This window comes from bacterium, from assembly GCA_016789445.1.
GTDB lineage: Bacteria > Patescibacteriota > Minisyncoccia > Phycocordibacterales > UBA2100 > UBA10103.
The window spans coordinates 1-22,419 of the sequence record JAEUQT010000002.1 but is presented as its reverse complement, the minus strand read 5'-3'; the positions used below and the strand labels follow the sequence as shown (position 1 = coordinate 22,419).

Genomic DNA, 22,419 nt, shown 5'->3' with positions numbered 1-22,419 from the left:
AGAGGATGATAGCATAGCGACGTTTAACGGATGCGCGCAAGGAGATCCCCCATCGCGACGCGTTCCTGCTCTCCCGTATCACGATCGCGCAGAGTGACGGTGTCTTTCTTCTCGTCACCACTTTCGCCCAGCGTATCGAAATCAATGGTGATGGTGTACGGCGTACCGATCTCGTCCTGACGACGATAGCGCTTCCCGACATTGCCATTGTCATCCCACATGATGTTCGGAACCTCCTTCTTGAGCATCTCGTATACCTCGCGCGCCTTCGCGACGAGTTCAGGCTTGTTCTTGAGAAGCGGGAAGACCGCCGCTTTCACGGGCGCAATCTTCGGATCAAGCTTCAGGAAGACGCGACCGTTCTCGCCGAGCCCATCTTCGGTGTATGCCGAGAGTAAGACCGCGAGCACCGTACGTTCAAGCCCGAACGACGGCTCGATGACATGTGGTACGTATTTCTCCTTCGCCTCCTCATCCATGACCGAAAGATCGACATTCGAGTGTTCGGCATGCGCTTTGAGATCGAAATCGGTACGATATGCGAGACCGTAGAGCTCTTTCTTTCCGAACGGATACTCGAACTCGAAGTCGATGGTGCGCGACGAGTAGTGCGCACGGTCTTCAGGAGCCACTTCAAGCTCGCTTACTTTCGACATATCGAGCCCGACCGCTTTCATCCATTCGTGCATGGCCTTCCTCCATTCCTCGAACTTCCCTTCCCACTGCGACGGATGGACGAAGTATTCGATCTCCATCTGCTCGAACTCGCGGGAGCGGAAGACAAAGTCGCGGGGAGCTATCTCGTTGCGAAACGCCTTACCGATCTGTCCCAAGCCGAACGGCAGCTTCGGGTGCTGGCTGTCCATCACATTCTTGAAATTCACGAACATGCCGCCGGCGGTTTCCGGTCGCAGATACACCGTCGCCGCAGCGTCTTCGCTGGCGCCTGCCTGCGTCTTGAACATCATATTGAACTGCTTGGCCTCGCCCAATTTCCCACCGCATTCAGGGCACACATTCCCTTCGACATGATCGGCACGGAAACGTCGCTTGCACTTGGTGCATTCCGCCATCGGATCAGAGAATCCGCTCACATGCCCCGATGCTTCCCATGCTTTCGGATTCATGAGGATGGCCGCGTCGACGCCGAACATATCATCTCGGCTCTCGATAAACATCCGCCACCAGAGATTCTGGATATTCCGCTTCAGAGCCACTCCCATCGGGCCGTAGTCCCAGGTACCCGAGAGCCCTCCGTAGATCTCCGATCCGGGGTAAATGAATCCTCGACGCTTGGCGAGGGAGACGATCTTTTCCATACTGACGTCGCTCATAGGGATTCTGTATAGCGCATTTTAGTCGCCGAGGCTATTTACCGGACCACGTTCGCGTTGGCTGCGGTAAAGCCCGGGTCTCCGCTGATATTGGTGGTGACATCGTCCGCGACGCGCGTGATATTCGCCCCCGTCGCCTCGTCCTTACCCTTGAGAGTGACGTCGCGAATGAGGAGCGGCTGCTGGCCGATCTGCGACGTCGAGGGCGTAAAGCCGATCGCGATCGCGGCCTGCTTCGGGAGCGATCCATTCACGCCGGTACCCGCTTCGATGTCCCCCACGCGCCACGTCATCGTGCTGTCGTTCTGATTGAATTTGATGTCTTCGCTCGACGGACTGTAGATACCCACCCAACGCACGTACGGCGGCAATACCGCAGTTATGACGCCATCTTTGATCTTGTTCGTGGTGTTGGTGAGACTGAATACCAAGGCATACGTGGTTTCGGAATTCGCCTTCGGCGGCATCGGTCCCGAAGAGCCGAACGGATTCGAGTAGTAGAGCCCCTGTGCGATGAGCTGGAGATCGCTCGCAAGCTTGATGTCCTGCACCGCCGTCGCCTGAAGCGTCTCAGGAACACCGTTTTCCGAGACACGCTTCCCTGCCGCATGCACGCTGATCGAGAGCGAAGGATTGCGGATCTCCGACAGAACGTCGTTGGTCGGCATCTGGAATGAGAAGTTGAGCGTACCCTTGGCGCCGGATGCGATGCGCCCGAGCGTGCCGCGCGTCGTCGTCTTATCCCAGAGCACAACCTTATCCGTCGAACGATAGAAGCCATCGGTCGATTGCACCGTCGCGCCGTCGATCTCCACTCCGCCGAGTCGCGCGACGATGACTGCATCCGTCACTTCAGTTGAAAGATTGTTCTCGTAGGCGACCGAGACGTTCACAGTTTCCCCCGGAGAAACCACCGCGCTTCCGCCCACCATATCCTTGTTGAGCGTCACCGCGAGTCCGAGGAACGGACGCGAGACTATCACGTGATGCGCATAATCCGCGAGCGTCGTCGTGAGCACGTTCTGCTCTGTGTCCGGTCGCGTACCTGCTTTGAAACGGAAGACGCGCTCATCGCCACTTTCTCCGCTTATGACGCCGCGCAGAGTCACCGTCTTCTTCTGCCCTGGAGAAAGGTCTCCGAGCGTCCAGAGCTGGCCACCCGCGACCCTCTGCGCCGCAGGATCGGCATACGACATCGTGAATCCGAACGGCGTATTCACATTGAGAAGCACATCCTTCACGACGGATTCCGCATTCGATGCAAGCGTCGCCTTGAATTCGATCGGCTGTCCCGAGACGGTCTCGCTGTTCCCCTCGATGGAAAGCGAGATCGGCGAGGATGCGAAGACGATCTGATACTTGGTCGAAGCGACGAAGATCGAACTCGAATCGACAAGACGGTATTCGAGATCGATCTCGATCGTGCCGCGATCACCTTCGACACCGGAAAAGACCGCCGAGACCGTTCCTTGTCGACGACCGCCCGGTTCGATGTTGCCGAGTGAGATGCGTTGATCCTTGAGATTCGTGCTGAGATCAACCGGAGAACGGGTGCCGTCTGGATACTTGATAACGAGATCAGCAAGTTCAAGTGCGCCGCGATTACGGTTCACGACTGCGACCTGTAGTTCAGTCGGAGAACCGCTCGATACCTGCAATGGACCAGAGACCGAGATATCGATATTGCCCGGATCAACCGGCGTCGAACCCCCGCCGAGCAAGAAGTAGTAGGCAAAAAAAGCGATCGCGCCGACAAAGAACGCAACAGAGGCCATGATCGCCCATCGGATAAGGACACGGGTGAAGCGGATGCTTTTCGGTGCGACCGTGCTGCGCTGGAGAAGCGGCTCCTCACGGATGAATTCTTCACCGACCGGCGGCGGGGTCACTTCGAGTTCACGGCGCGGCTTCTCCTTGATCAGGGGTTCGAGCTTGCGTGAATACATCGCTTCACGCAGCCGTTTGATACGCTCTTGTTCTTCCCTATCCCTTGGAGAAGGCTCCCGCGGAGGCATTCGGGAATGATACCACTTAGAGCTGGGTCTCGGACAGCGATTTGTTTACAGAGGCAAGCACTTGGGAGCGGACTCCCTGCACTTCCCGCAAACCCGCTTCGGTGTACGCCGTCTCCGCGAAAAGCGCCGTACCAAACGCATCCTGCGAAAGGTAGCCGAGCGCGAAGAGCATGCGCGCCACCGTGACCAATTCAATAACCGGATGCAACTCCGCCCCCTCTCGCATCAGAGATGCGTACGCGTGAACCAGTGTGTCGAAGAGATACGAATTCGGTTCCTCCCCGCCACCGAGGCGCTCTAGAAGTGCGCTGATGCGCGTAAACGCATGCACGCCGCTCACCTTCCGCATATCAAGCTGTTCGATGGCAGTGGCTCCTGCGACACGCCATCCTTTGTGTCCACGCACCAAGGAGACCATAGAGCGCGATCCGCTCTGCAGTGCATAGCGCTGCCGTGAATTCTCGCGTCGCACCGCCGTCGCACGTGCCCACACCAATCCGAATTCCCGGGTAAAGAGCGCGTAGATACGATCCGCCTCGCCGCGCTCGTAGCTACGCAGGACGAGCGTATCGGTCTGATATTTCTGATACATACCTAGCCGAGGCGGATGTTGGCGCTCCCGCTACCAAGCTTCACGCTCACACCTTCGACATTGTCGGTGAATACGACTCCCTTCACACTCGCGATGCGATCCAGTTCGTCCTTTGCAGATTCAATGAGCATGCATGCTTCATCAGTAGCCGAGACCAATATCGTTGCAGCATCCCCCGGATTGAGTCCTCCTTCCTTGCGGAGCCCCTGTACCGCGCGCAGCAATTCGCGCACTTCACCTTCGCGCTGCAGTTCCGGTGTGATGACCGTATCCAATCGCACCTCCCCTGCCGCAAGATCTTTCGCAGGCATAACCTGCTTCACATTTACTTCGTCACGGATGATGTCGCGCAGTTCTTTTGAGATATTCGAACCGATCTCCAGGAGATTGAGTGGCTGACGCACCTTGATGCCCGCCTTGTCGCGCGCCTCAAGCGCCTTGGTGACGATTGAACGCACATCCTTCATTTCCGCAAGGATGGCATCCGGCTTAGCGAAGAGTCGCGCGAAGAACCCACGCTTCACCTGCGGCCACTCTTCGAGATGCACGCTGCCGCCATCCTCGATGTTGCGCCAGATCGCATCCGCCAAAAAGGGCATGATGGGTGCGATGAGTTTCGAGAATGTGAGCAAGACTTCCCGTTGCGTCGCAAGCGCGAACTGACGTTCATGCCATTCGCTTTTCACGCGCTCGCGTGAACGGCGCACGTACCACGTCGAGTATTCGTCGACGAAGCCACGGATCGCTCGTGCCGCGCGCGGAGTGTCATACCTCTCCATAGCCGCCGTCACCTCTTCAGTCACTTCGTCGAGAAGCGCGAAGATCCAGCGATCGAGCACATGCTCGCTCTTTCGCCCCTCTGCCTTGCCGTCGTACTCCTTCTGATAGAGATCGAAGAATTTGAAGCTGTTCCAGAGGATACCGATGATGCGGTTATGTGCATCACGCACATCCTCATCGCGGAAGCGCAGATCCTCCGCCTGCATGACGGGAGAGCCCATAAGGTAGAGGCGCATCGCGTCCGCGCCATAGGTGTCGATAAGCTCCAAGGGATCGGTGTAGTTCTTCTTCGATTTCGAGATCTTCTCCCCGTCGGCCGCGACGATGGTCCCGGTCGTGACCACGTTCTTGAACGCGACATGGTCAAAGAGCGCGATACTCATCGCATGCAGGTAGTAGAACCACGTGCGCGTCTGTGCGATGTATTCCGCAATGAAATCGCCCGGGCTTCGCTTCTCGAATTCCGCCTTATTCTCGAACGGATAGTGATATTCGGCGAATGGCATAGAGCCCGATTCCACCCAGCAGTCGATGACTTCCGGAATGCGCTGATATTCAGTGCCGGCCTCGTCGAGGAGCACAATGGAATCCGTGTACGGACGATGGAGGTCGAGTTCGAAATCAGCATTCACCGGAATGGGAGAGAACGGGAGTTCGGTAATCTTTCCCTTACTCGGATAGTCGGTCTTGTAGGTCGCGACGATCTCTTCTTTCGTGAAGCCCTTAGCAGCACCCTTTAAGAGCCAGAGCGGCGTGCCATGCGAGACGATGAGGATGTTCTTTCCTCGATACTTCTCTTCCAGTTCCCAGAGGACAGCGCCCATGCGTCGACGCACCTGAGAGTCATTCTCGCCACCTTCCGGACCTTTCTCGAAACGCTCTAGATTTGCCGGATATTCGAGATGCCACTCTTCGAGCGAGATGCCGTCTTGAGACCCAAGATCGTATTCGCCAAGACGATCATCGAAGACGATGTCGCTCTTCTTGAGCCCGAGCCCCTCAGCGGCGATCTCAGCCGATTCACGCGTACGCACGAACGGTGACGCGACGATGAGATCGATTTTCTTTCCAAGATTCTTTGCAGACTCACGCACATCCTCCTTCCCCTTCTCGGTGAGATGGACAGGCGCATCCTTCTTCGAGCTCAGCGTATTCGTGACATTGGATTCCGCTTCGCCATGGCGCATGACAAAGTACGTGTTGCCGCTCTTCTTCGCCTTTTCTTTCAATTCACCCAGGGAGCCTATAACCATCACCTTCCCCTCTTTCGATTTCCAGATCGGAAGCGGTGATGCCCAGAAGCGGTTGCGTGAGATCGTCCAATCCGGTGCGGTTTCCAGAATCTTCCCGAAGCGACCGTTCTTCAAGTGCTCCGGAACCCAGTTGATCTCCTGGTTCGCCTCGATGAGTCGGCTTTTTATCTTCTGGATATTGATGAACCAGGAAGAAACCGCGTTATAGATGAGCGGTGTGCCGCATCGCCAGCAGTGCGGATAGGAATGCGTATGGTTGGCGCGCGCAAACAAGAGGCCGCGCGATTCGAGATCTTTCTTGATGTCTTTGTTCGCGTCACGCAGGTAGAGTCCATGCAGGAACGATGGTGCCAGATCGTTGTACGTACCATTCGGATTAAGGAGCTGTACCATCGGCAGCTTCTCGCGCTGCCCGAGCTGGTTGTCGTCCTCGCCGTACATCGGCGCGATATGCACGATGCCCGTACCGTCTTCAGTGGTGACGAAATCCGCCGCCTGCACTTTGTGTGACTTTTCTGTCTTCAATGACGCCACATCAAAAACCGGCTTGTATGCTTTTCCGACGATCTCGCTTCCCTTCAGTGTCCCCACGATCTCGTGGGTGACATCTTTAAGAACCGATGCGGCGCGCTCTTTCGCAAGTATGTAGACACTACCCCCCGCTTTCGCTTTCACATACTCGATCTCTGCCCCTACCGCGAGCGCGACATTACCCGGCAACGTCCATGGCGTCGTGGTCCATGCGAGGAAATAGGTCTTTGATTCCTCTTTCAATTCGAACTTCACCGTAATCGCCTCTTCGGTTATATCCTTGTAGGTGTTGTCCATCGCGATCTCCGCTTTCGCAAGCGGCGTCTCGCAATGTGTGCAGTACATGAGGACCTTATTCCCTTCGTAGAGAAGTCCCTTTGTGTCGAGCTCCTTGAGTGCCCACCAGACGCTACCGATGTACGTATTGTCCATCGTCTTGTAGGAGTTCTCATAGTCCACCCAGCGGCCGACGCGGTCGATATATCGCTGCCAATCATGGACGTACTTCAATACCATCGAGCGTGCCGCGTCGTTGAATTTCGCTATGCCGATCTCCAAGATCTCCTTCTTGGTCTTGAGACCGAGCTCTTTCTCGACAAGCGATTCGATAGGGAGACCGTGCGTGTCCCACCCCCAGCGGCGGCGGACCTTGTAGCCACGCATGGTCTTGTATCGCGGGATGACGTCCTTGATTATCGAGGAAAGAAGCGAGCCATGGTGCGGCAATCCGGTTGCAAACGGCGGGCCGTCGTAGAAGACGAATTCCCCCTTCGGGGCCTTCTTATCCAAGGAGCGCTCGAAGGTCTTGTTCTCCTTCCAGAAGGCCAGAACCTCTTCTTCCCGCTTGGCAGTCTCTGATTTTCCCCGATTTTCAGCCATGGAAGCTATCGTAGCAAAGGCTACTCTTCAGCGCGAGGTGTCTTGTTTTTGTTCGACCAGTACGGGTCTTCGATAAGCTCAAGCTTCACGAGCCGTGCCGTAATAGCACTCGCTTTGCGGCCGAATTCCTTGGCGATGGTTTTCATGGGCGTGTCCGCTTCAAAGAGCTCCGTCAGGCGCTCATCATCATCTTTCGTCCACGGACGACCGGCATTCGGGAACTTCTCACGTATTTTTTCGAGCTTTCCCTTTTCGAGAGCTTTCTTGGGTTTTATGGGTTCCGGCTCGCGTGCGCCGATGGCACGTAGGAAGTTCTTCTCCAACACTCCCCGCTCCTCATCAGGTATGGTCGAAATGCGTCGCTGTGCGGCGTCGGATTTTGCACGGAAGAGTTCGTCCTGGCGCACGATCTGCGGGTGCAGCTGCAAGGCTCGCTCGTTAAATCCTTCAAGAAAAAGCCCGTCGAGCGAACGCACGCGCGAGAGCGCGACATATCCCTGCCCGAACTCGAACGCCTGTGATAGATCGATGATCGCCGCATCCAGCGACATCCCCTGCGATTTATGCACCGTGATCGCCCACGCCAAACGGAGCGGCACCTGTTTTATCTGCGCCAGTATTTTCGAGCCGTCGGTGATACTCCACTCTCCCGGCACCGCCTCGATACGATCCCCCCTCTTAGTCTTCACGATCGGATACCCACTGTTCGCGAAGCCCACGACTTCACCGAGCGTCCCGTTCACATACCCCATATCGAAATTGTTGCGCGTGAACATCACCGTCGCTCCTTCTTTAAGTACCAACGTCTCCGGCGAGAGTGCATTCTGCTTCAGTGCGTCGACGAGCGTACGTGAACCTTTCGTCGTCATATGGAAGACATGGGTCTTTCCATCTACCTCGGCGAGCGATTCGTCATTGATGCGATCCGCCTCAGCATTATGCGTATGCAGTCGGGTCACTTTCTTTTTCTCGCTCACTCGCTTCATGCGGGAGCGAAGTGATTCATAGTGCACGTCTTCCACCTCTCCGCGACGCACGGCATTCAAGAGATCCAGGAATGCTGCATCCTCCTGACGGTGCTGCTCGGAGAGGTAGCACACGACCGGATTCGCGGCTTTCCATGCATCTGAATCAAAGGCGAAGCGTACGTTCTCCCCACGGGAAACCGGCGGCAGCTGGAAGAAGTCCCCCACGAAGATGACTTGGAGACCGCCGAACGGCCGACTCTCCTGCATGACCGGCTGCCGCAACGCACGCAGCACCGCATCCACGCTCTCAAGCGTGTCCGCATCAAGCATGGAGATCTCGTCGATGATGAGAATCTTTGCGTCATAGATACGCTTCGCGGTCTTCTCCCGAGCTTGGATGTTCTCGATATCCCAGTCGGTCAATCTCTTCTTCACGCCGATACCGCTCCAGCTATGGATCGTCATGCCTCCCACATGCGTCGCCGCAATACCGGTCGAAGCCGTCACTGCCGGCTCCACTCCCCGCTCGCGCAGCCAGTGGATGTATTGGTTGATCGTATGCGTCTTCCCCGCCCCCGGCTCACCGGTGAGGAAGACATTCACGCCAAGCTTGAGTATGGAGAGTGCATCTTCCTGCGTCATGCAGGCAGTGTAGCAAAACTATGATTCGGCAACGTATGAAAAACGCGGCCCTTTATATCCGTCGCGGTCGACCTCTTCAATAAACATCGGTAACGGCCTTATCCAAATATGTCCACGATCAAGTGACTGATATACGACAAATTCTTGATCTCGCTCTTCGCTGCTTCGCCCGATGCAGATCGTCTTATATATTCCACCCTTGAAATGGCGGTAGGTACCATGTTTAAAGTTCTGTGCGATTTCCGAAAGATCCGCCATAGCCTAGACCTTCTCCGGCGTCGGGATACCGAGAAGCCAGAGGCCGTTCTTGAGGGTGAGGCGGGTTATATCGGTAAGTGCGACTTTGTGCGCTGCGGCAGGAGTGCCATCGAGGATCTGTTCCTGTGCGTACCAGCTATTGAATGCGGCCGCGACGGCGATGAGGTAGTTCGTCACATGGTGCGGCTCGAGCTCAGCGCGAGAGCGCTTTACGACGTCATAGAAACGGAAGATGAGGCGCGCAAGCTCTGGCACAGATGCAGCAGGATCAAACGCGGCTTCTACGCCAGAATCCTTCGCCTTCTCGACGATCGCATGCGTTCGTGCGTGCGTGTACTGGAGATATGGTCCTGAATCGCCTTCGACGGAAAGTGCGCGTTCGCGTTCGAAAATAATGTCCTTGCCGGTACTGCCTTTGAGAATCTGGAATTTGATTGCCGCAACGGCGATATCTTGCGCAAGCTTCTCTTTGTCGTCGGCACGACTCTCCGCTGCACGCTCTTTCGCGACTTCTGCGAGGTCCTTGATGAGCGATTCTCCCGTGACGACGTTACCGGTGCGAGAAGACATCTTCCCTTCAGGAAGCTTCATCATGCCGTGCGAGACGTGCGTAAGCTTCGCCGCGATTTCCGGATGGACGATTTCCATCGCCTTTTTCACCACGCGGAAGAAATCAACGACTTCATTTGCCGTCACGATGTAGAGCGTCTCCGCATCCGGATATAGTTCGGTCTTCAGTTTCTCCAGACCAAGCTCTTTCGCCTCGTACGTCGGAAGCCCTTGGGAATTGAGAAATACTCGCGTATGGAGCCCATGCTCTTCGCCTTTGAAAACACGTGCGCCCTCGGATTCTGGGAACACTGCCGGATTGCTCTCGACGATCTTCTTTCCGATCGGCCCTGTCTCGCTTTCAAAGAAATAGTGATCAAACTTCGTACCAAGAATTGCGTAAATCCGTTCAAATGCCTCAAGAGATTCTGTGCGTCCCGTATCGTACAGTTCATTCAATTCAGCATCAGATTGATCGTAGAGTTTCTTATTGATCGCATCGATCTCCGTTTTTGCTTCTGCATTCTCTTTGTAGGCGGTCGCGCCTTCCGCATAGGCGCGACCGAATTCATCGGCGTTTGTCGGATGGATGCCGAGCTTCTTGATTCCCCAGATGGCACAGGCGACATGCACGCCGAGATCGCCCTGATAGTTCGCACGGATGACTTCGGCACCAGCAGCTTCCTGCAATCGCGCGAGTGATTCGCCGATCGTATTGCTCATGAGGTGCCCGATATGGAATGCCTTAAAAGGATTCGGATCGGTATATTCCACCATCACCTTCTTTCCCTGCAGCTGCATGCTGCGCCCCCATGCGTCACCGTGCGCGAGACCAATCTTCAGCATCTCAAAGAGAAATTTCGCCTCGAGGGTGAAGTTGATGAACCCAGGACCCGCGATCTCAATCTTCGAAACACCTTCGATATTCCCCATCGAAGCGACGAGCTTTTCTGCGAGAGAACGCGGATTCGTATTCAACTGCTTCGCATATGCGAGCGCAACGCTCGACGCATAATCACCGTGCGCGAAATCCGCCGTGTGTTCGAGAGTGAACTGAGGATCCTGAACTCCCTCCTTCTCGAGGGCCGTAGCAAGAGCGTCGCGTACCTGTGGCATGCGCGAATTGTACACGGCTTCCCCAATAGAAAAAGGCTCCTTACGGAGCCTTTTTCTTTCCGAGTCAGAACTCTTAGAGTTCCGCGTCGATACCCATGGAGCGGGCGGTACCGGCGATGATCTTCTTTGCGTGCTCTACATCGTACGCATTGAGGTCTTCCATCTTCTCCTCAGCGATCTCCGTGAGCTGCTGCTTGGTGAGCTTCGCGACCTTGTTCTGAGCTTTGGTTGAACCCTTTTCGATGCCGAGCTTTTTGAGAACGAGACGGGATGCCGGCGGCTTCTTCACGATGAACGTGAACGAACGGTCCTTGTAGACAGTGAGGACGACCGGGACGACGTTGCCCATCATAGGACGGGTCTGCGCGTTAAACTGGTTGACGAACTCGCCGATGTTGACGCCGGCTGGACCGAGTGCAGTACCGACAGGAGGAGCCGGTGTAGCGGCACCCGCCTGGATCTGCAATTTGATGATTTTAGTGATTTCTTTTGCCATATGAATTAGAGGCGTTGGACCTGGTCAGCTTCGAGCTCCACCGGAGTCTCGCGGCCGAACATAGGAACCAGTACTTTAACCTTTCCTCGCTCTTCGTCAATCTCGCCGACCTTGCCCTCGAGATCCTTGAAGGGACCGTCGATGATAGCGACTGCATCGCCCTCGGCGAGGTCGATCGCATGGCGGACCTGCTCCCCTGCGGTGCGCTTGAGGATCTTTTCGACTTCATCCGGAGAAAGTGGCACTGCCTGGTTGGCGGTACCGACGAAACCGGTCACCTGCGGGGTGTTGCGGACGACCGACCATGCCTCATCGGTGGCGATCATGTCCACGAGGACATAGCCTGGGAAAGTCTTCTCCTTCACTTCGGTCTTGCGGCCATTCTTGATCTTGATCTTCTTCTCGGTGGGGACGACGACATCGAAGATGCTGTTCTGCATGCCGAATGATTCGATGCGCTGCTTGAGATTGCGCGCGACCGCATCCTCATACCCGGAGTAGGTATGGACCGCGTACCACTGACGATCTGTGCCGTAGGTCTGCTTCATATGATTATTCTACCGTGGTCGTGCTGGTAGTGGTCGAGAACTGGACGTCGTCGAGATTGATCGGAGTCACCTGCGGAGCAGCTGGTACCGTTTCAACGAGCTTGCCGAGGCCGTTCGTGAAGAGGAAGTCGAACACGCCGAGATAGAGGGAGACGAGGATGGAAATAACAACCACAAGGATCGTATACACGATGGTCTGCACGCGCGTCGGCCACGCGACGTGGTTGAGTTCGCTGCGGGTATCTTTGATGTATTGTCCGAGTCCCATAGTGATTGTTTTCCTAATTTAAAACCCCCTGCGGGGGCTTTAACTAACGACATCATGATACTCCCTTTCTGTCCAGAAGTCAAGCGCCCCAGCCGTCGGCTGGGGCGCATCTCGCCTACCTTTTGTTCGAGGCATCGGGGACGATTTTAACCGGGACCACCGTCACCTCTTGGAATGGCGGTGCCGAAAGCAAAGCTACCAATCTCTTTTGAAAGCGATTGATGTTACCGTGCGGCCGTAGGGTTATCTCCTTCGGGCATCCCGACCACGCTCCTCGGATATGGATCCGTATCGTGGCGTCCTTCTGCTTCGTCCGGATAAAACGGATAGCATCCTTCACGTCACCTGTCGTCTCCGCTCGTTTCGCGTATTTGTAGAGCTGTCGCTCGGCCATGACTCTCTCCTTGTCTGCCGTCCCCGAGACTACGCTGGGATGGGCACGAACGCAAGAATTACCGAATCTCGTAGGTAACGTTCACGTTCGAGACGATCTTGTTCTCACCGGTCGGGAGCGTCGGTGCGACGCGGGATTCGAGTGCCGCATCCATAGCGACACCACCCTTGCCGTACGCATACGGCATCGGAGGATAGCCACCGGCATCTTCGTAGAAGCCGACGACGCGCACGACGGAAACGCCAAGCTGCTTTGCCAAGGCATCTGCCTTCTCCTTCGCTTCACTGATTGCCTGCTCGCGGGCCTGTGCGCGGAGCGCATCTTCATCTTCAACGGTGAATGAAAGCGAGCTCACCTCGGAAGCGCCCTTGCCGCCCACGCCGGTGAGCAGCTCCCCAGCTTTCTTCGGATCCTGCACCTTCACTTCGAGCGTCTGATAGACCTCAAAGCCGGCAAGTTTCTGATTCGATGGCGGACACGAGAAGTTGGTGCATGCCGCCTGCGTATACTCGTACTTCGGATTCACGTTGTAGCTCTGCGTCTTGATATCTTTCTCTTCGACGCCGGCTTCCTTAAGGTACGCGATGATCGCATTGATCTTCGCCGTCGATTTGTCCTGTGCACCCGCAACATCTTCAGCCTCTTCGCGCACGCTTACCGTGAACGTCGCACGGTCCGGCACCGCAAATACTTCGCCGTTACCGGTGACCGTGATGGTATTGGTCGCCGTGACGCCGCTACCGACATAGCGATACTCCTTCATGGCCTTTACGGTCTGTATGAGGAGGAAGAGTGCTAAAACACCAAGCGCTGCAGCTGCAGTCTTGACGATGATGTCCGGCGGCGAGAAACGTACCGCGCGCGAACCATTGAATTGTTCATCCATAAAAAGACGAAAGAGCGTGAAAATTAATGTGTAAATGGTATCACGCTCTGGTCAGTATCTGAGGAGACGGCGGAGCACGCACCGTCTTACTGAACGCACAAAGCCTCCACAAGGGAGGCTTTGCAACCTATCGAAAAACACTTACATCGCCGAACCGCCCGACCACTTGTGGGTGAAGAGCTGGTAGAGCGCTGAGAGACCGACGAGCAGGTAGATGATCTTTGCAATCATCGAATCCATGCCGCCGAGGATGGAACCGACATCCATACCCGTGAGGGCGAACAGCAGCCAGTTGAGACCGCCGACGACCAAGAGGATGAACGTCAGAGAGTTAAGTGAGCTCATGGCATTCAAAAGAATGGCTCATATATCGACCTTTCCATCAGTATAGCCCCCTCTCCCGCCCGTATACGGACCTGGGTGCATAACTACGGGATTCACTTGGGGTGATCGATGGGCTCGGTCACGGGTTTTCGCGCGCTCGCGAAACCCGCGACCCCGACTCGGCGCCGTCGCGCCTCCGTCTTTCGAGCCCCACCGCGAAGTGCGCCGCACTTCGCTTCAATCAGGACTTATCAGGGGTGATCGATGGGACTCGAACCCACAGCCGCTGGTACCACAAACCAGAGCTCTACCAATTGAGCTACGACCACCATTGCACGAGTCTTTATAGCAAAAACCCTTGGATTACGCGAGATTAACGGATAACTTCGGTTGTCGTCGCCCGCACCCCGACATCTTGGATGCGGAACGTAACCTTCCCGATAAGCCGATCATCGCTCGTGCGGACATTCACGCGCCAGAGGCCCGGCACGGTCACGTCTTCGAGCGTATAGCCACGGTACCCGCCATCACGTCCGCCCTGGATCGGGAAACTCACCTCGCTCACATCCACCCACTCCCCCGTCGTCGGTTCCTTGAACTGCCATTCATGGGTAACCGTCGTCGAGAGTCGTGTCGGCGCGAAAACCGACGTAAACACATACACCGTCTCTCCCGGCGCCTTATGGAATACGTTGTTGTATTGCAGGTATTGCTGGTACCACTTCAACGGCTCGGTCTGCAGGTGGTATTCCCCATTGATGCGGCGCACCGAGTGCGCGACCGTCGCCTCTTTAAGTGCGAGCGGTAGCGGCGGGATCGCATTCGTGAAATACAGAAGATTGAAGATGAGGAAGATGGATGCCGTGCTGCGGAAGAACTGCACACGCGATGCGCGCCAGACTTCCGGCGCAACACGACCGAAGAGGATGACGAACAGCGTGATCGCTCCGACTGCGATCGCTTCACTGATAAGGAAGATCGCCATGCCGATCTTCCCTGTCGCGACCGGCAGGAAGAAGATGAGGAACGAAAGCAGCGTTACGAAGAGCACGCTCGCTTGGAATACGAAACCCGTATAGAGCTTTCGGAAGCGCTCATTACCGATGAGGAGCGCCGCGAGCAAGACGACAAATATCCAACTCGTCGCATATGCGGCGCTTTGGCTGTAGAGGATCACGAACCCGCTGAAAAGACCGCCGAAACCGAACTGCATCCCCACCGGCACGAACGGCAATATCGAGAGAAAGAATTTGCCGCGCAATTTACCTGATTGGATGAGATGATAGAGAACGATCGATGTCGCCGCGAGCGTGAGATACGTGAAAAGGAGCAGATTACTCAGGAGGAGATCGACGCGCTTGAACGCGAGTGTGTCCAACGTGAACGCGATAATGAGCGTCGCGGGAGAAATGTAGTGCTCGTACCAGCGCAAAAGTTCCTCGGTGCTCCGTGGCAGCTTGGAAAGGTACCGTCGCATACACAAATCATAGCAACAAAAAAGCGGCACGATTACTCGTGCCGCTTCAAGTGCTCAACGTCGCCCTCCCATAAGGAGAACCACGCCAGACACGATCATGAGGCATATCAACGCAACGACAATAAGCGCCGCAGGAAGCGATCCTATTCCTCCCAGTGCCTGCTGTACGTATGCCGTCATCCGCACCGCAGTTTCGTGGGATGGCAGAAAGATAAGCGCCAACCCTCCCAAAAAGAGTAGGATGCCGAGCATGTTTCGATCGCTCATAGACACCTCCTTCTGGGGACATCGTACGCGCCCCCATGGATTGCGCAATGAATATCGCTAGTGGTCACGGATATTTTTTTCGCCACCGCAGGGACTCGGTCACAGATATTTTGCTCGCCGTCGCGAGGACTCGGCCAAGAACATTTTCTTATGCCGTCGCATAAGAAAATTTCTCGGCCCTGCTCGCGCTAGGGTTTTCGTGGTCACGGATAATTCGTTTGCCGTCACAAACGAATTTCCGCGACCCCGGCTCGCGGTTTCCGCTACTGCGGAAACATCGCTCCGCCTCGCACTAACGCGAAAAAAGCTGGCGCAGGCCAGCTCTTTTCGTCGTTAGTGCGCAGGAGAGGACTCGAACCTCCATGCCCTTGCGGGCGCTACCACCTCAAGGTAGTACGTCTACCAATTTCGCCACCTGCGCGTGGGACTAGTATTACTTATTTTCCTCAGTCGTACCAGCTTCCGCTGCAACGACTTCTGCTTCTGCAGCAGGTTCGTTGACGTCAGCATCCGCCTCATGCACGAGGCGCGAACGGCGGAGCTGGCGGCGAGCTTCGCGCGCCACCTTCTCGCGGATGAAGTAGAGCTTCGCGCGGCGCATACGTGCGCGCTTGACGAGCTCGACGCGATCGATCATCGGCGAGTGGACCGGGAAGATCTTCTCGACGCCGACACCGGAAGCGACCTTGCGGACCGTGAAGGTTCCGCCGATCTCATTGCCGTGCTTACGAGCAAGGATAAGGCCCTCGAATGCCTGGAGGCGGGTCTTACCCTTTTCCTCGATCTTCTGCCACACGCGCACCGTATCTCCCGGTTTGAGCTCCGAGATCTTGGTGCCAGTCTTTGCCTTAGCCGCTGTCATAGTGGGGGGACTGTACCACAGGCCAGAAACATGAGCAACTGCGCCCTACTTTCCCATCCGGCGCTCCCGCTCCGCATACTCGGCAAGGACCTTGTCGAGGGTCTGTTCGCTGAAATCAGGCCAGTGCGGCTCAAGAAAGAAAAGCTCGCTGTAGGCCGCCTGCCAGAGGAGGAAATTAGAAATACGCTGCGCCCCACCGGTTCTGATGATGATATCCGGATCGGGCATCTCTGCGGTCCATAGATGCTGACGGAGGAGGTCCTCGGTGAGTAGTCCTTCGTGCTCACTTGCCGCTTGTGCAGCAGCAATGATTTCTGCTCGGCCACCATACGAAAGACACACCCATAAGGTCATCGCCGTGTTATTTCGGGTTTTTTCTTCAGTCTCCCGCATCCCTTGTTGTAACGAATCCGAAAATCGATCACGCTGACCCGCAAAACGGACTCGGATACCATCTCGCCCCAACTCCTCCCCGCAATCACGGATCGCGTCGCTGAATATATCCATGAGATACGAAACCTCCTCCTCAGATCGATTCCAGTTTTCCGTGGAGAACGCGAATACCGCAAGGTGCGGGACCCCGCGATCGCGCACCCATCGGGCGGCGGATTTGAGGTTTTCAAATCCTCGACGATGCCCCTCAAACGTGGGAAGGCCTTTCTCTTTCGCCCAGCGGCGATTGCCATCGAGGATGATGCCGATGCATTGGACCGGCTTCGGTTCGGACATCTAGATACCTTAATACATTGAGGGTGGTGCGTCACTCACGCTTTGTGGTCAGGAATAATTCTTTCGCCGTCGCTCAAGAATTTTCCCGACCCGGCCTCGGCCGTTTCGCCTACTGGCGAAACATGCCTCCGGCTCCCACAAACGCGAAAGGACCTGCAGCAGTGCAGATCCTTTCGTCGTTTGTGGGCGATACAGGACTCGAACCTGTGACCTTTCCGGTGTAAACGGATTGCTCTACCAACTGAGCTAATCGCCCTCCTTCGTACGCGCGTACTATACACTAATTCCCCTCGGCTGGAATCGAACCAACATCAACGGCTTAGAAGTCCGCTGCTCTATCCATTGAGCTACAAGGGGTCCCTCGCATCCTAACGCGCCCGTCCAACCGGTCAATCACGACGGATCACGTGCCACGACCGGTGCCGTCAGGCGCTCCTGGAAACGATCGGCACGCATATCGAATTTCTCGAGCAGCTCCTGCAATTGGGCCTTGGTAAAAGCCGTTTGCGGACGAACGCCTGAGAGGCTTTCGTCGACAACCGGCATCCGGAAGAATTCCCACACGCCGAATGCGATAACGACGATGACGGCTGCCACGAAGCTCGTGATGAGGAACGCCCAATACGCCTGCGCCAGGAGACGCTGCGCTTCAGGCTCATGACGCGCCGCATACGCATCTTTTACTTTTATCTGGATTGAAGAATCGAATCGCATATTACTATTGCGTGAGGTAGACCCGCACGCGCACCGTTGCCCTCCATGAATTCCCGAGCTTTTCCATCTCGAACTGCTCAAGTCGGGACGGAACGGTCAGCGTCTCGTACAAACTGATCGCCCGCACGATCGACGCAAACGATCCTTGCAGATTCACCACGGCCGACACCGAGGTGAGGCCGGCGGGCACGTTGCCGCTCAGCGGCATCGGCGTCGCTTCGCCGATCGCAACCTCCGTTGCACCTGCCTGCCTCCCGGTCGTCTCGATGATTTCAACTGCACGCAAGATGCTGACATCCAAAAGACTGTTCAGTGCTGCTCGTTCTACTTCGGTATCCTGCACGCTTGCCCGCAAGCGCGCGACCGACTGTCCGCGCAGCTCACTCTCCTGCGCAACGCTCGCCGCCTCCAGATACATGATGCGCTCATCGTAGAGTGACCACACGAGGAATACGAACGCTCCCCAGAGAATGAGTGAGACGACGAGTGAAAGCCAGGCGATGAGACGTGAATTAGCCATAATCAGATTCCGGTGAGCGTTATCGTGAACCTTCCCTCTTGGGCGCCGACGAGCGCCGCGACCGGTACCGCGACCGTCGAGAAACGCTTCGAGGCTTCGAGTGCATCGCGCAAGGCGCTCACTGCTTCGCGCCGCGAGGCGGTTCCCGTGAGGACGATCGTCGATTTATCCGACGTGTACGTGATCGACGTTATAGAAAGGCCCGCCGGCTTTTCAGCGAGCGCCACGGCAAGCGCGCCTACCGGCGAGGTCGTTGCGTTCGCGATAGGTGTAAGATTGGTGATCAATCCCTGCGTGCGCACCGCCGCTTCTTGATCAGCCGTGGCAGTACCGCCGGATTGTTGTGCTGCAGTTTCCACTGAGGCACGCGCGACGCGCACCGATAAGTATGCCGGCATGATCGCAAGGATCGCCACGATCGCCGCCGCTGCAGACATGCACGCGCCCACAAACAGGAAGCGGGCGGAATTCCGCTTTCCTATTTTCGATAGCCCTTCCCTAGGGATTACGTTTGCCATATATCAAGTACCGCGCAGCGCTAGGCCGATCGCAGTCGCGTATTGCAGCGACGCGCGATAATCGAGCGGTGGAATATATTCCTCGAACGAGAATGCGTTGCACCACACATCGGGTCGCAATGTTTCTGCATGCACTTTACCCGCGATGTATTCAGGGAGTCCCTTCAGATTGGCGCTTCCGCCGAGAAGGTAGACTCGCTCAACCGGCATGGCACGCTCCCCTTTTTCATTACGACGCGTATCCCAGAAGCGGTAGTGTTTGCCGATCTCTTCCGCGAGAGAGCCCGCGACCGCATCTAATGACTCCCATACTGCTTTTCGTGAAGGATCGTCCGGCACGAGCCCGTGTTCGTTCTTAAAGATACGCGCATCCTCCTCGGTGATCTTGAGAGAATCCATGACCGCCTTGCTGAGATGCGCGCCGCCGATATCGATGGTCGAGGTGAAAATCGGTATGCCGCGCTTGAGGATTGCGACACCAGTACGCGCATAGCCACAATCAACAACGAGCGCGGTCTCGCTCTTATCTTTCGGAGAGATCGCGCGCCCGATCGATCGCGGCTCGATCTCCAGAGAGATTAGATCGATCCCGGCAAGCATGAACGCCTGCGTATACCCTTCGGCAAGATCGCGCGGGAACACCGTCACGGCAATCTCTTCGGAACCATCATCGCGGGTCTGTACGGTATCGAAATCATAGACCGCTTGCGTCGGGGGGATCGGTACACGCGCCTCAAGCTCAAACTCGATCATATTAACTATCTGCGAACGGGAACTCTTGGGCGGCACGTGCATGCCGAATACGTATGCGTCCTCTTCGGGAAGCGCTGCGTGTGCCGCAGTAAGCCCGCTCTTTTTCTTCACCTCTTTCAAGACCTCCGCAAGAACACGCGGATCTTTGATGGCGCCACGTTCGACGACGCCTTGCGGAAGCGGCTGAGTACCGCACGAGACCACCCGCAAACCGGTTGCACTCTCTTTGAATGAAAGCCATTTCACCGATGTGTCGGTAATATCGACACCCGCAGCAGGCGGCGTGAGAAGTTTTGGCACCGGAAACCAGCGCGCAAGCGTGCGCGAAAAGCTCATGCCGAAATTATACACGCTAATTCCGCGCGCCTTTATCCGATCTTCGTGCCGGGAGTGACCTCAGTATCCGGCATGATGAGCGCGATTCCCCCGTCGGGAGTATGCGATGCAAGAAGCATCCCCTGACTCTCGACACCGCGCAGCATGCGCGGTGCAAGATTCACGATATACGGCAATTGTTTGCCCACCAGCTCTTCCGGCTTCTTCCATTCAGCAATACCGGAGACTATGGTGCGCTGCCCCATCTCACCGAAATCAATCGTGCACTTGATGAGCTTATCCGCGTCCGGGACCATCTCCGCTGCTATCACTTTCCCGATGCGGATATCGAGCTTCGCAAAATCGTCGTATTGAATGGTATCCATGCGTGCAGGATACCTATTAGAAGAGCGATGACAAGATGCTTTGGATACGCGCGGTCACGCTCTTGATTGCGGCAAGGATCGGACCTGTCTGTGTATTCGTATCTGCCTGCACGCCTGAACCGAATCCGGTCACGGTGCTGCCGACACCTTGGGTACCACCAGCGTTAGTAGCGCCTTGCTGGGAGCTGCCTGCCTGCGAGGTGATCTGCCCCGCCTGCGACGCACTCGGGGTGACCGGCGTTACGACTGCCTCAGTCGGATTAGTGGTGCCGGTATTCTCCGAAGTCGCTGCAGGAGCGTTTTCGCCGCTGAGGAACGATTGCAGTTTCGACGCCGCAGACTGCAGCGCACCCGAAACAGTGTTCGTACCAGCACTCTCAGTATTTGAATTCGAACCGAAAAGGTTACTGAGGAATCCGCTCACGCCGCTTGGCGTCTGAGTAGACTTACACTCCGAACTCGATGCATTTGCTGCGCACGGCTCCTTCGGCTTCGGCTCGCCCCCACCGCCCCCCTTTGGCATCTCCGGCAACTTCGGCATCTCCCCACCCTTTCCTTCTTCCTTTCCTTTTTCTAGCTCGGTCTGTTTAGGATTGCACTTACCGTCCACCTTATCGCGACAGGTGTTGCCATGCTTCGGACCACCATCGCAGCAGCTGATCTTTCCGCCCTGCGACGTTGCTGATTCGGTGCATGACGCCTGGCATTCAGGGTCTTGAACACACTGCCCGACGGCACCAGCACCTCCCATGCATTTGTTTGTCATGCATTGCACCCATTGCGAGTGGCACGCTGCTGAATGTCCTTGATTGTTTATTTTTCCGCAGGATTCCTCAACTTGCTGACACGACCCGCTTCCCTGCGCGTGAACAGGCGCAGTCTCCCTTTGATCCAGATACACAACGCCAATACCAAGCGATATACCAACCGCGACAGCAATCACTCCTATTGATAGGCGATGTTCTGGAGTCTTTACCATATCCTGCATGGTAGCAGGGATATACCGAGAGCTAAGCGGAAGCAGTGGATTGCTCAGAACTCCTCGTCTATGTCTTCTTGCGACGGCCGGTTCTTATCGAGGTGTCGCTGCAGGATGATGGCAGCCGCCGCAGAATCGTCGTGCTCTTTCCCCTTCGGCGCAAAACGCGCTGCTTCTACGGAACTCCACGCCTCCCAGACGCTGTGTACCGGAAGCCTCAGATGCATCTCGATCATTTTTGCGAACTTCTCACTCTCTGCGGTAATAGGATTTTCTGCACCACTCACCGCTCGTGCATCTCCGATCACCACTTCCTGTACCCCCTCCTCTTTCACAAGCCGGGCGAGCCGATCGATCGCGGTGTAATCATTGGGAATCGTCTCGCGCGGAAATGCAAAACTTCCCGCAACGTCGGAGACCGCGATACCAATGCGCTTCGCGCCGTAATCCAATCCGAGATATCTCATGGCACACACTATGACTGAAGCTTCGATGTTTTGAAAGCGTGCTCTTGAAACGGCTCCAGTCGCACTACACGCACTGAGAGTCCTGCATCCTTCAGATCCCTCTCGAGATGTTCGACATATTCCCCCTGCTGATCGTAGCCCAGCGCGATAATATCCGGCTGCTCTTTCTGGATATGATCGATATAGCCACGCTCATCACCCACGACCACCTTGTCGATATCCGCGTGCGCTTCTAAAAGCACCTTCCGCGCTTCCTCGGTATTTCGCGGAGCCTTCCCTTTATGCCGGATGACGGCACTGTCGCGCGCCAAAGATACGATGAGATACGGATCCGGCGCGAGCGCACGCGCTTGATAGAAAAGATCCTCGTGCCCGGGATGAATCATGTCGAACGTCCCGAAGATCATAATCTTTGTCATATTGAAAATATATCCGCGACTTTTGCGAAGCAAAAGCTTTAAACCCCGTGGAGGAAGGCGTGGGAAACCGAGAGGTTTCCCAGACGGGGGTCGGGGTTTAAAGGCGGTGATGTATTAGCCTTTGCTCGAACCCACTTCGCACGCGCGGAGCGCGTGGTGACTTGAAACTGAATCGTACGC

The 22,419-nt window shown here is 56.1% G+C and carries 25 protein-coding genes and 4 tRNA genes; all 29 read right to left on the bottom strand.

Features of this window, described 5'->3' with window-relative positions; translation table 11 throughout:
- Window positions 1–23: 23 nt before the first annotated feature.
- A complete protein-coding gene (locus tag JNK62_02165; GenBank protein MBL8158313.1) occupies window positions 24–1,334 on the bottom strand; it encodes a glycine--tRNA ligase in 1,311 nt (436 codons plus the stop codon).
- Between the two features lie 38 nt (window positions 1,335–1,372).
- Window positions 1,373–3,349 (bottom strand): hypothetical protein, encoded by a 1,977-nt coding sequence (locus tag JNK62_02160; protein ID MBL8158312.1) that lies wholly within the window; start codon window positions 3,347–3,349, stop codon window positions 1,373–1,375.
- A 16-nt stretch (window positions 3,350–3,365) separates the two neighbouring features.
- On the bottom strand, window positions 3,366–3,941 hold the full coding sequence (locus JNK62_02155; GenBank protein MBL8158311.1) for a recombination protein O N-terminal domain-containing protein: 576 nt from the start codon (window positions 3,939–3,941) through the stop codon (window positions 3,366–3,368).
- Window positions 3,942–3,943: 2 nt separating this feature from the next.
- Window positions 3,944–7,384 carry a class I tRNA ligase family protein gene (locus JNK62_02150; GenBank protein ID MBL8158310.1) on the bottom strand — a complete coding sequence of 1,147 codons (3,441 nt, stop codon included), beginning with the start codon at window positions 7,382–7,384 and terminating at the stop codon, window positions 3,944–3,946.
- A gap of 20 nt (window positions 7,385–7,404) precedes the next feature.
- Window positions 7,405–8,994: an AAA family ATPase gene (locus JNK62_02145; GenBank protein MBL8158309.1), complete on the bottom strand. Its 1,590-nt coding sequence runs from the start codon at window positions 8,992–8,994 to the stop codon at window positions 7,405–7,407.
- Window positions 8,995–9,012: 18 nt separating this feature from the next.
- Window positions 9,013–9,252: a DUF1653 domain-containing protein gene (locus JNK62_02140; protein ID MBL8158308.1), complete on the bottom strand. Its 240-nt coding sequence runs from the start codon at window positions 9,250–9,252 to the stop codon at window positions 9,013–9,015.
- A gap of 3 nt (window positions 9,253–9,255) precedes the next feature.
- A complete protein-coding gene (gene argS, locus JNK62_02135; protein ID MBL8158307.1) occupies window positions 9,256–10,917 on the bottom strand; it encodes an arginine--tRNA ligase in 1,662 nt (553 codons plus the stop codon).
- A gap of 73 nt (window positions 10,918–10,990) precedes the next feature.
- On the bottom strand, window positions 10,991–11,413 hold the full coding sequence (rplK, locus tag JNK62_02130; GenBank protein MBL8158306.1) for a 50S ribosomal protein L11: 423 nt from the start codon (window positions 11,411–11,413) through the stop codon (window positions 10,991–10,993).
- Window positions 11,414–11,418: 5 nt separating this feature from the next.
- Window positions 11,419–11,961, bottom strand: coding sequence for a transcription termination/antitermination factor NusG (nusG, locus tag JNK62_02125; GenBank protein ID MBL8158305.1), 543 nt, complete (start codon window positions 11,959–11,961; stop codon window positions 11,419–11,421).
- A gap of 4 nt (window positions 11,962–11,965) precedes the next feature.
- Entirely contained in the window at window positions 11,966–12,229 is a 264-nt protein-coding gene (secE, locus tag JNK62_02120) for a preprotein translocase subunit SecE (GenBank protein ID MBL8158304.1), read from the bottom strand.
- Window positions 12,230–12,344: 115 nt separating this feature from the next.
- Entirely contained in the window at window positions 12,345–12,623 is a 279-nt protein-coding gene (locus tag JNK62_02115) for a hypothetical protein (GenBank protein MBL8158303.1), read from the bottom strand.
- Between the two features lie 58 nt (window positions 12,624–12,681).
- Complete coding sequence (locus JNK62_02110; GenBank protein ID MBL8158302.1) at window positions 12,682–13,509, bottom strand: SIMPL domain-containing protein; 828 nt, start codon at window positions 13,507–13,509, stop codon at window positions 12,682–12,684.
- Window positions 13,510–13,650: 141 nt separating this feature from the next.
- Window positions 13,651–13,854: a DUF378 domain-containing protein gene (locus JNK62_02105; GenBank protein MBL8158301.1), complete on the bottom strand. Its 204-nt coding sequence runs from the start codon at window positions 13,852–13,854 to the stop codon at window positions 13,651–13,653.
- Window positions 13,855–14,089: 235 nt separating this feature from the next.
- Window positions 14,090–14,162, bottom strand: a tRNA-His gene (locus tag JNK62_02100).
- A gap of 44 nt (window positions 14,163–14,206) precedes the next feature.
- The gene (locus JNK62_02095) at window positions 14,207–15,310 is read right to left on the bottom strand and encodes a DUF2914 domain-containing protein (GenBank protein ID MBL8158300.1); all 1,104 of its coding nucleotides are present in this window, start codon (window positions 15,308–15,310) and stop codon (window positions 14,207–14,209) included.
- Between the two features lie 54 nt (window positions 15,311–15,364).
- Complete coding sequence (locus JNK62_02090; protein ID MBL8158299.1) at window positions 15,365–15,577, bottom strand: hypothetical protein; 213 nt, start codon at window positions 15,575–15,577, stop codon at window positions 15,365–15,367.
- A gap of 337 nt (window positions 15,578–15,914) precedes the next feature.
- Window positions 15,915–15,998: transfer RNA gene (locus JNK62_02085), tRNA-Leu, on the bottom strand.
- A gap of 12 nt (window positions 15,999–16,010) precedes the next feature.
- Entirely contained in the window at window positions 16,011–16,439 is a 429-nt protein-coding gene (rplS, locus tag JNK62_02080; protein MBL8158298.1) for a 50S ribosomal protein L19, read from the bottom strand.
- A gap of 45 nt (window positions 16,440–16,484) precedes the next feature.
- A complete protein-coding gene (gene uppS / locus JNK62_02075; protein MBL8158297.1) occupies window positions 16,485–17,168 on the bottom strand; it encodes a di-trans,poly-cis-decaprenylcistransferase in 684 nt (227 codons plus the stop codon).
- Between the two features lie 183 nt (window positions 17,169–17,351).
- Window positions 17,352–17,424: transfer RNA gene (locus JNK62_02070), tRNA-Val, on the bottom strand.
- 29 nt (window positions 17,425–17,453) lie between these two features.
- A tRNA-Arg gene (locus tag JNK62_02065) sits at window positions 17,454–17,525 on the bottom strand.
- A gap of 36 nt (window positions 17,526–17,561) precedes the next feature.
- Window positions 17,562–17,882, bottom strand: coding sequence for a hypothetical protein (locus tag JNK62_02060; GenBank protein MBL8158296.1), 321 nt, complete (start codon window positions 17,880–17,882; stop codon window positions 17,562–17,564).
- A 4-nt stretch (window positions 17,883–17,886) separates the two neighbouring features.
- The gene (locus JNK62_02055) at window positions 17,887–18,402 is read right to left on the bottom strand and encodes a hypothetical protein (protein ID MBL8158295.1); all 516 of its coding nucleotides are present in this window, start codon (window positions 18,400–18,402) and stop codon (window positions 17,887–17,889) included.
- A gap of 2 nt (window positions 18,403–18,404) precedes the next feature.
- The gene (locus tag JNK62_02050) at window positions 18,405–18,920 is read right to left on the bottom strand and encodes a PilN domain-containing protein (protein MBL8158294.1); all 516 of its coding nucleotides are present in this window, start codon (window positions 18,918–18,920) and stop codon (window positions 18,405–18,407) included.
- A gap of 3 nt (window positions 18,921–18,923) precedes the next feature.
- Entirely contained in the window at window positions 18,924–20,009 is a 1,086-nt protein-coding gene (pilM, locus tag JNK62_02045; GenBank protein MBL8158293.1) for a pilus assembly protein PilM, read from the bottom strand.
- Between the two features lie 32 nt (window positions 20,010–20,041).
- Complete coding sequence (locus JNK62_02040) at window positions 20,042–20,374, bottom strand: hypothetical protein (GenBank protein ID MBL8158292.1); 333 nt, start codon at window positions 20,372–20,374, stop codon at window positions 20,042–20,044.
- A 16-nt stretch (window positions 20,375–20,390) separates the two neighbouring features.
- A complete protein-coding gene (locus JNK62_02035; protein ID MBL8158291.1) occupies window positions 20,391–21,140 on the bottom strand; it encodes a hypothetical protein in 750 nt (249 codons plus the stop codon).
- Between the two features lie 266 nt (window positions 21,141–21,406).
- The gene (gene ruvX / locus JNK62_02030; protein ID MBL8158290.1) at window positions 21,407–21,820 is read right to left on the bottom strand and encodes a Holliday junction resolvase RuvX; all 414 of its coding nucleotides are present in this window, start codon (window positions 21,818–21,820) and stop codon (window positions 21,407–21,409) included.
- A gap of 8 nt (window positions 21,821–21,828) precedes the next feature.
- On the bottom strand, window positions 21,829–22,239 hold the full coding sequence (locus JNK62_02025; protein ID MBL8158289.1) for an adenylyltransferase/cytidyltransferase family protein: 411 nt from the start codon (window positions 22,237–22,239) through the stop codon (window positions 21,829–21,831).
- Window positions 22,240–22,419 lie beyond the last annotated feature (180 nt).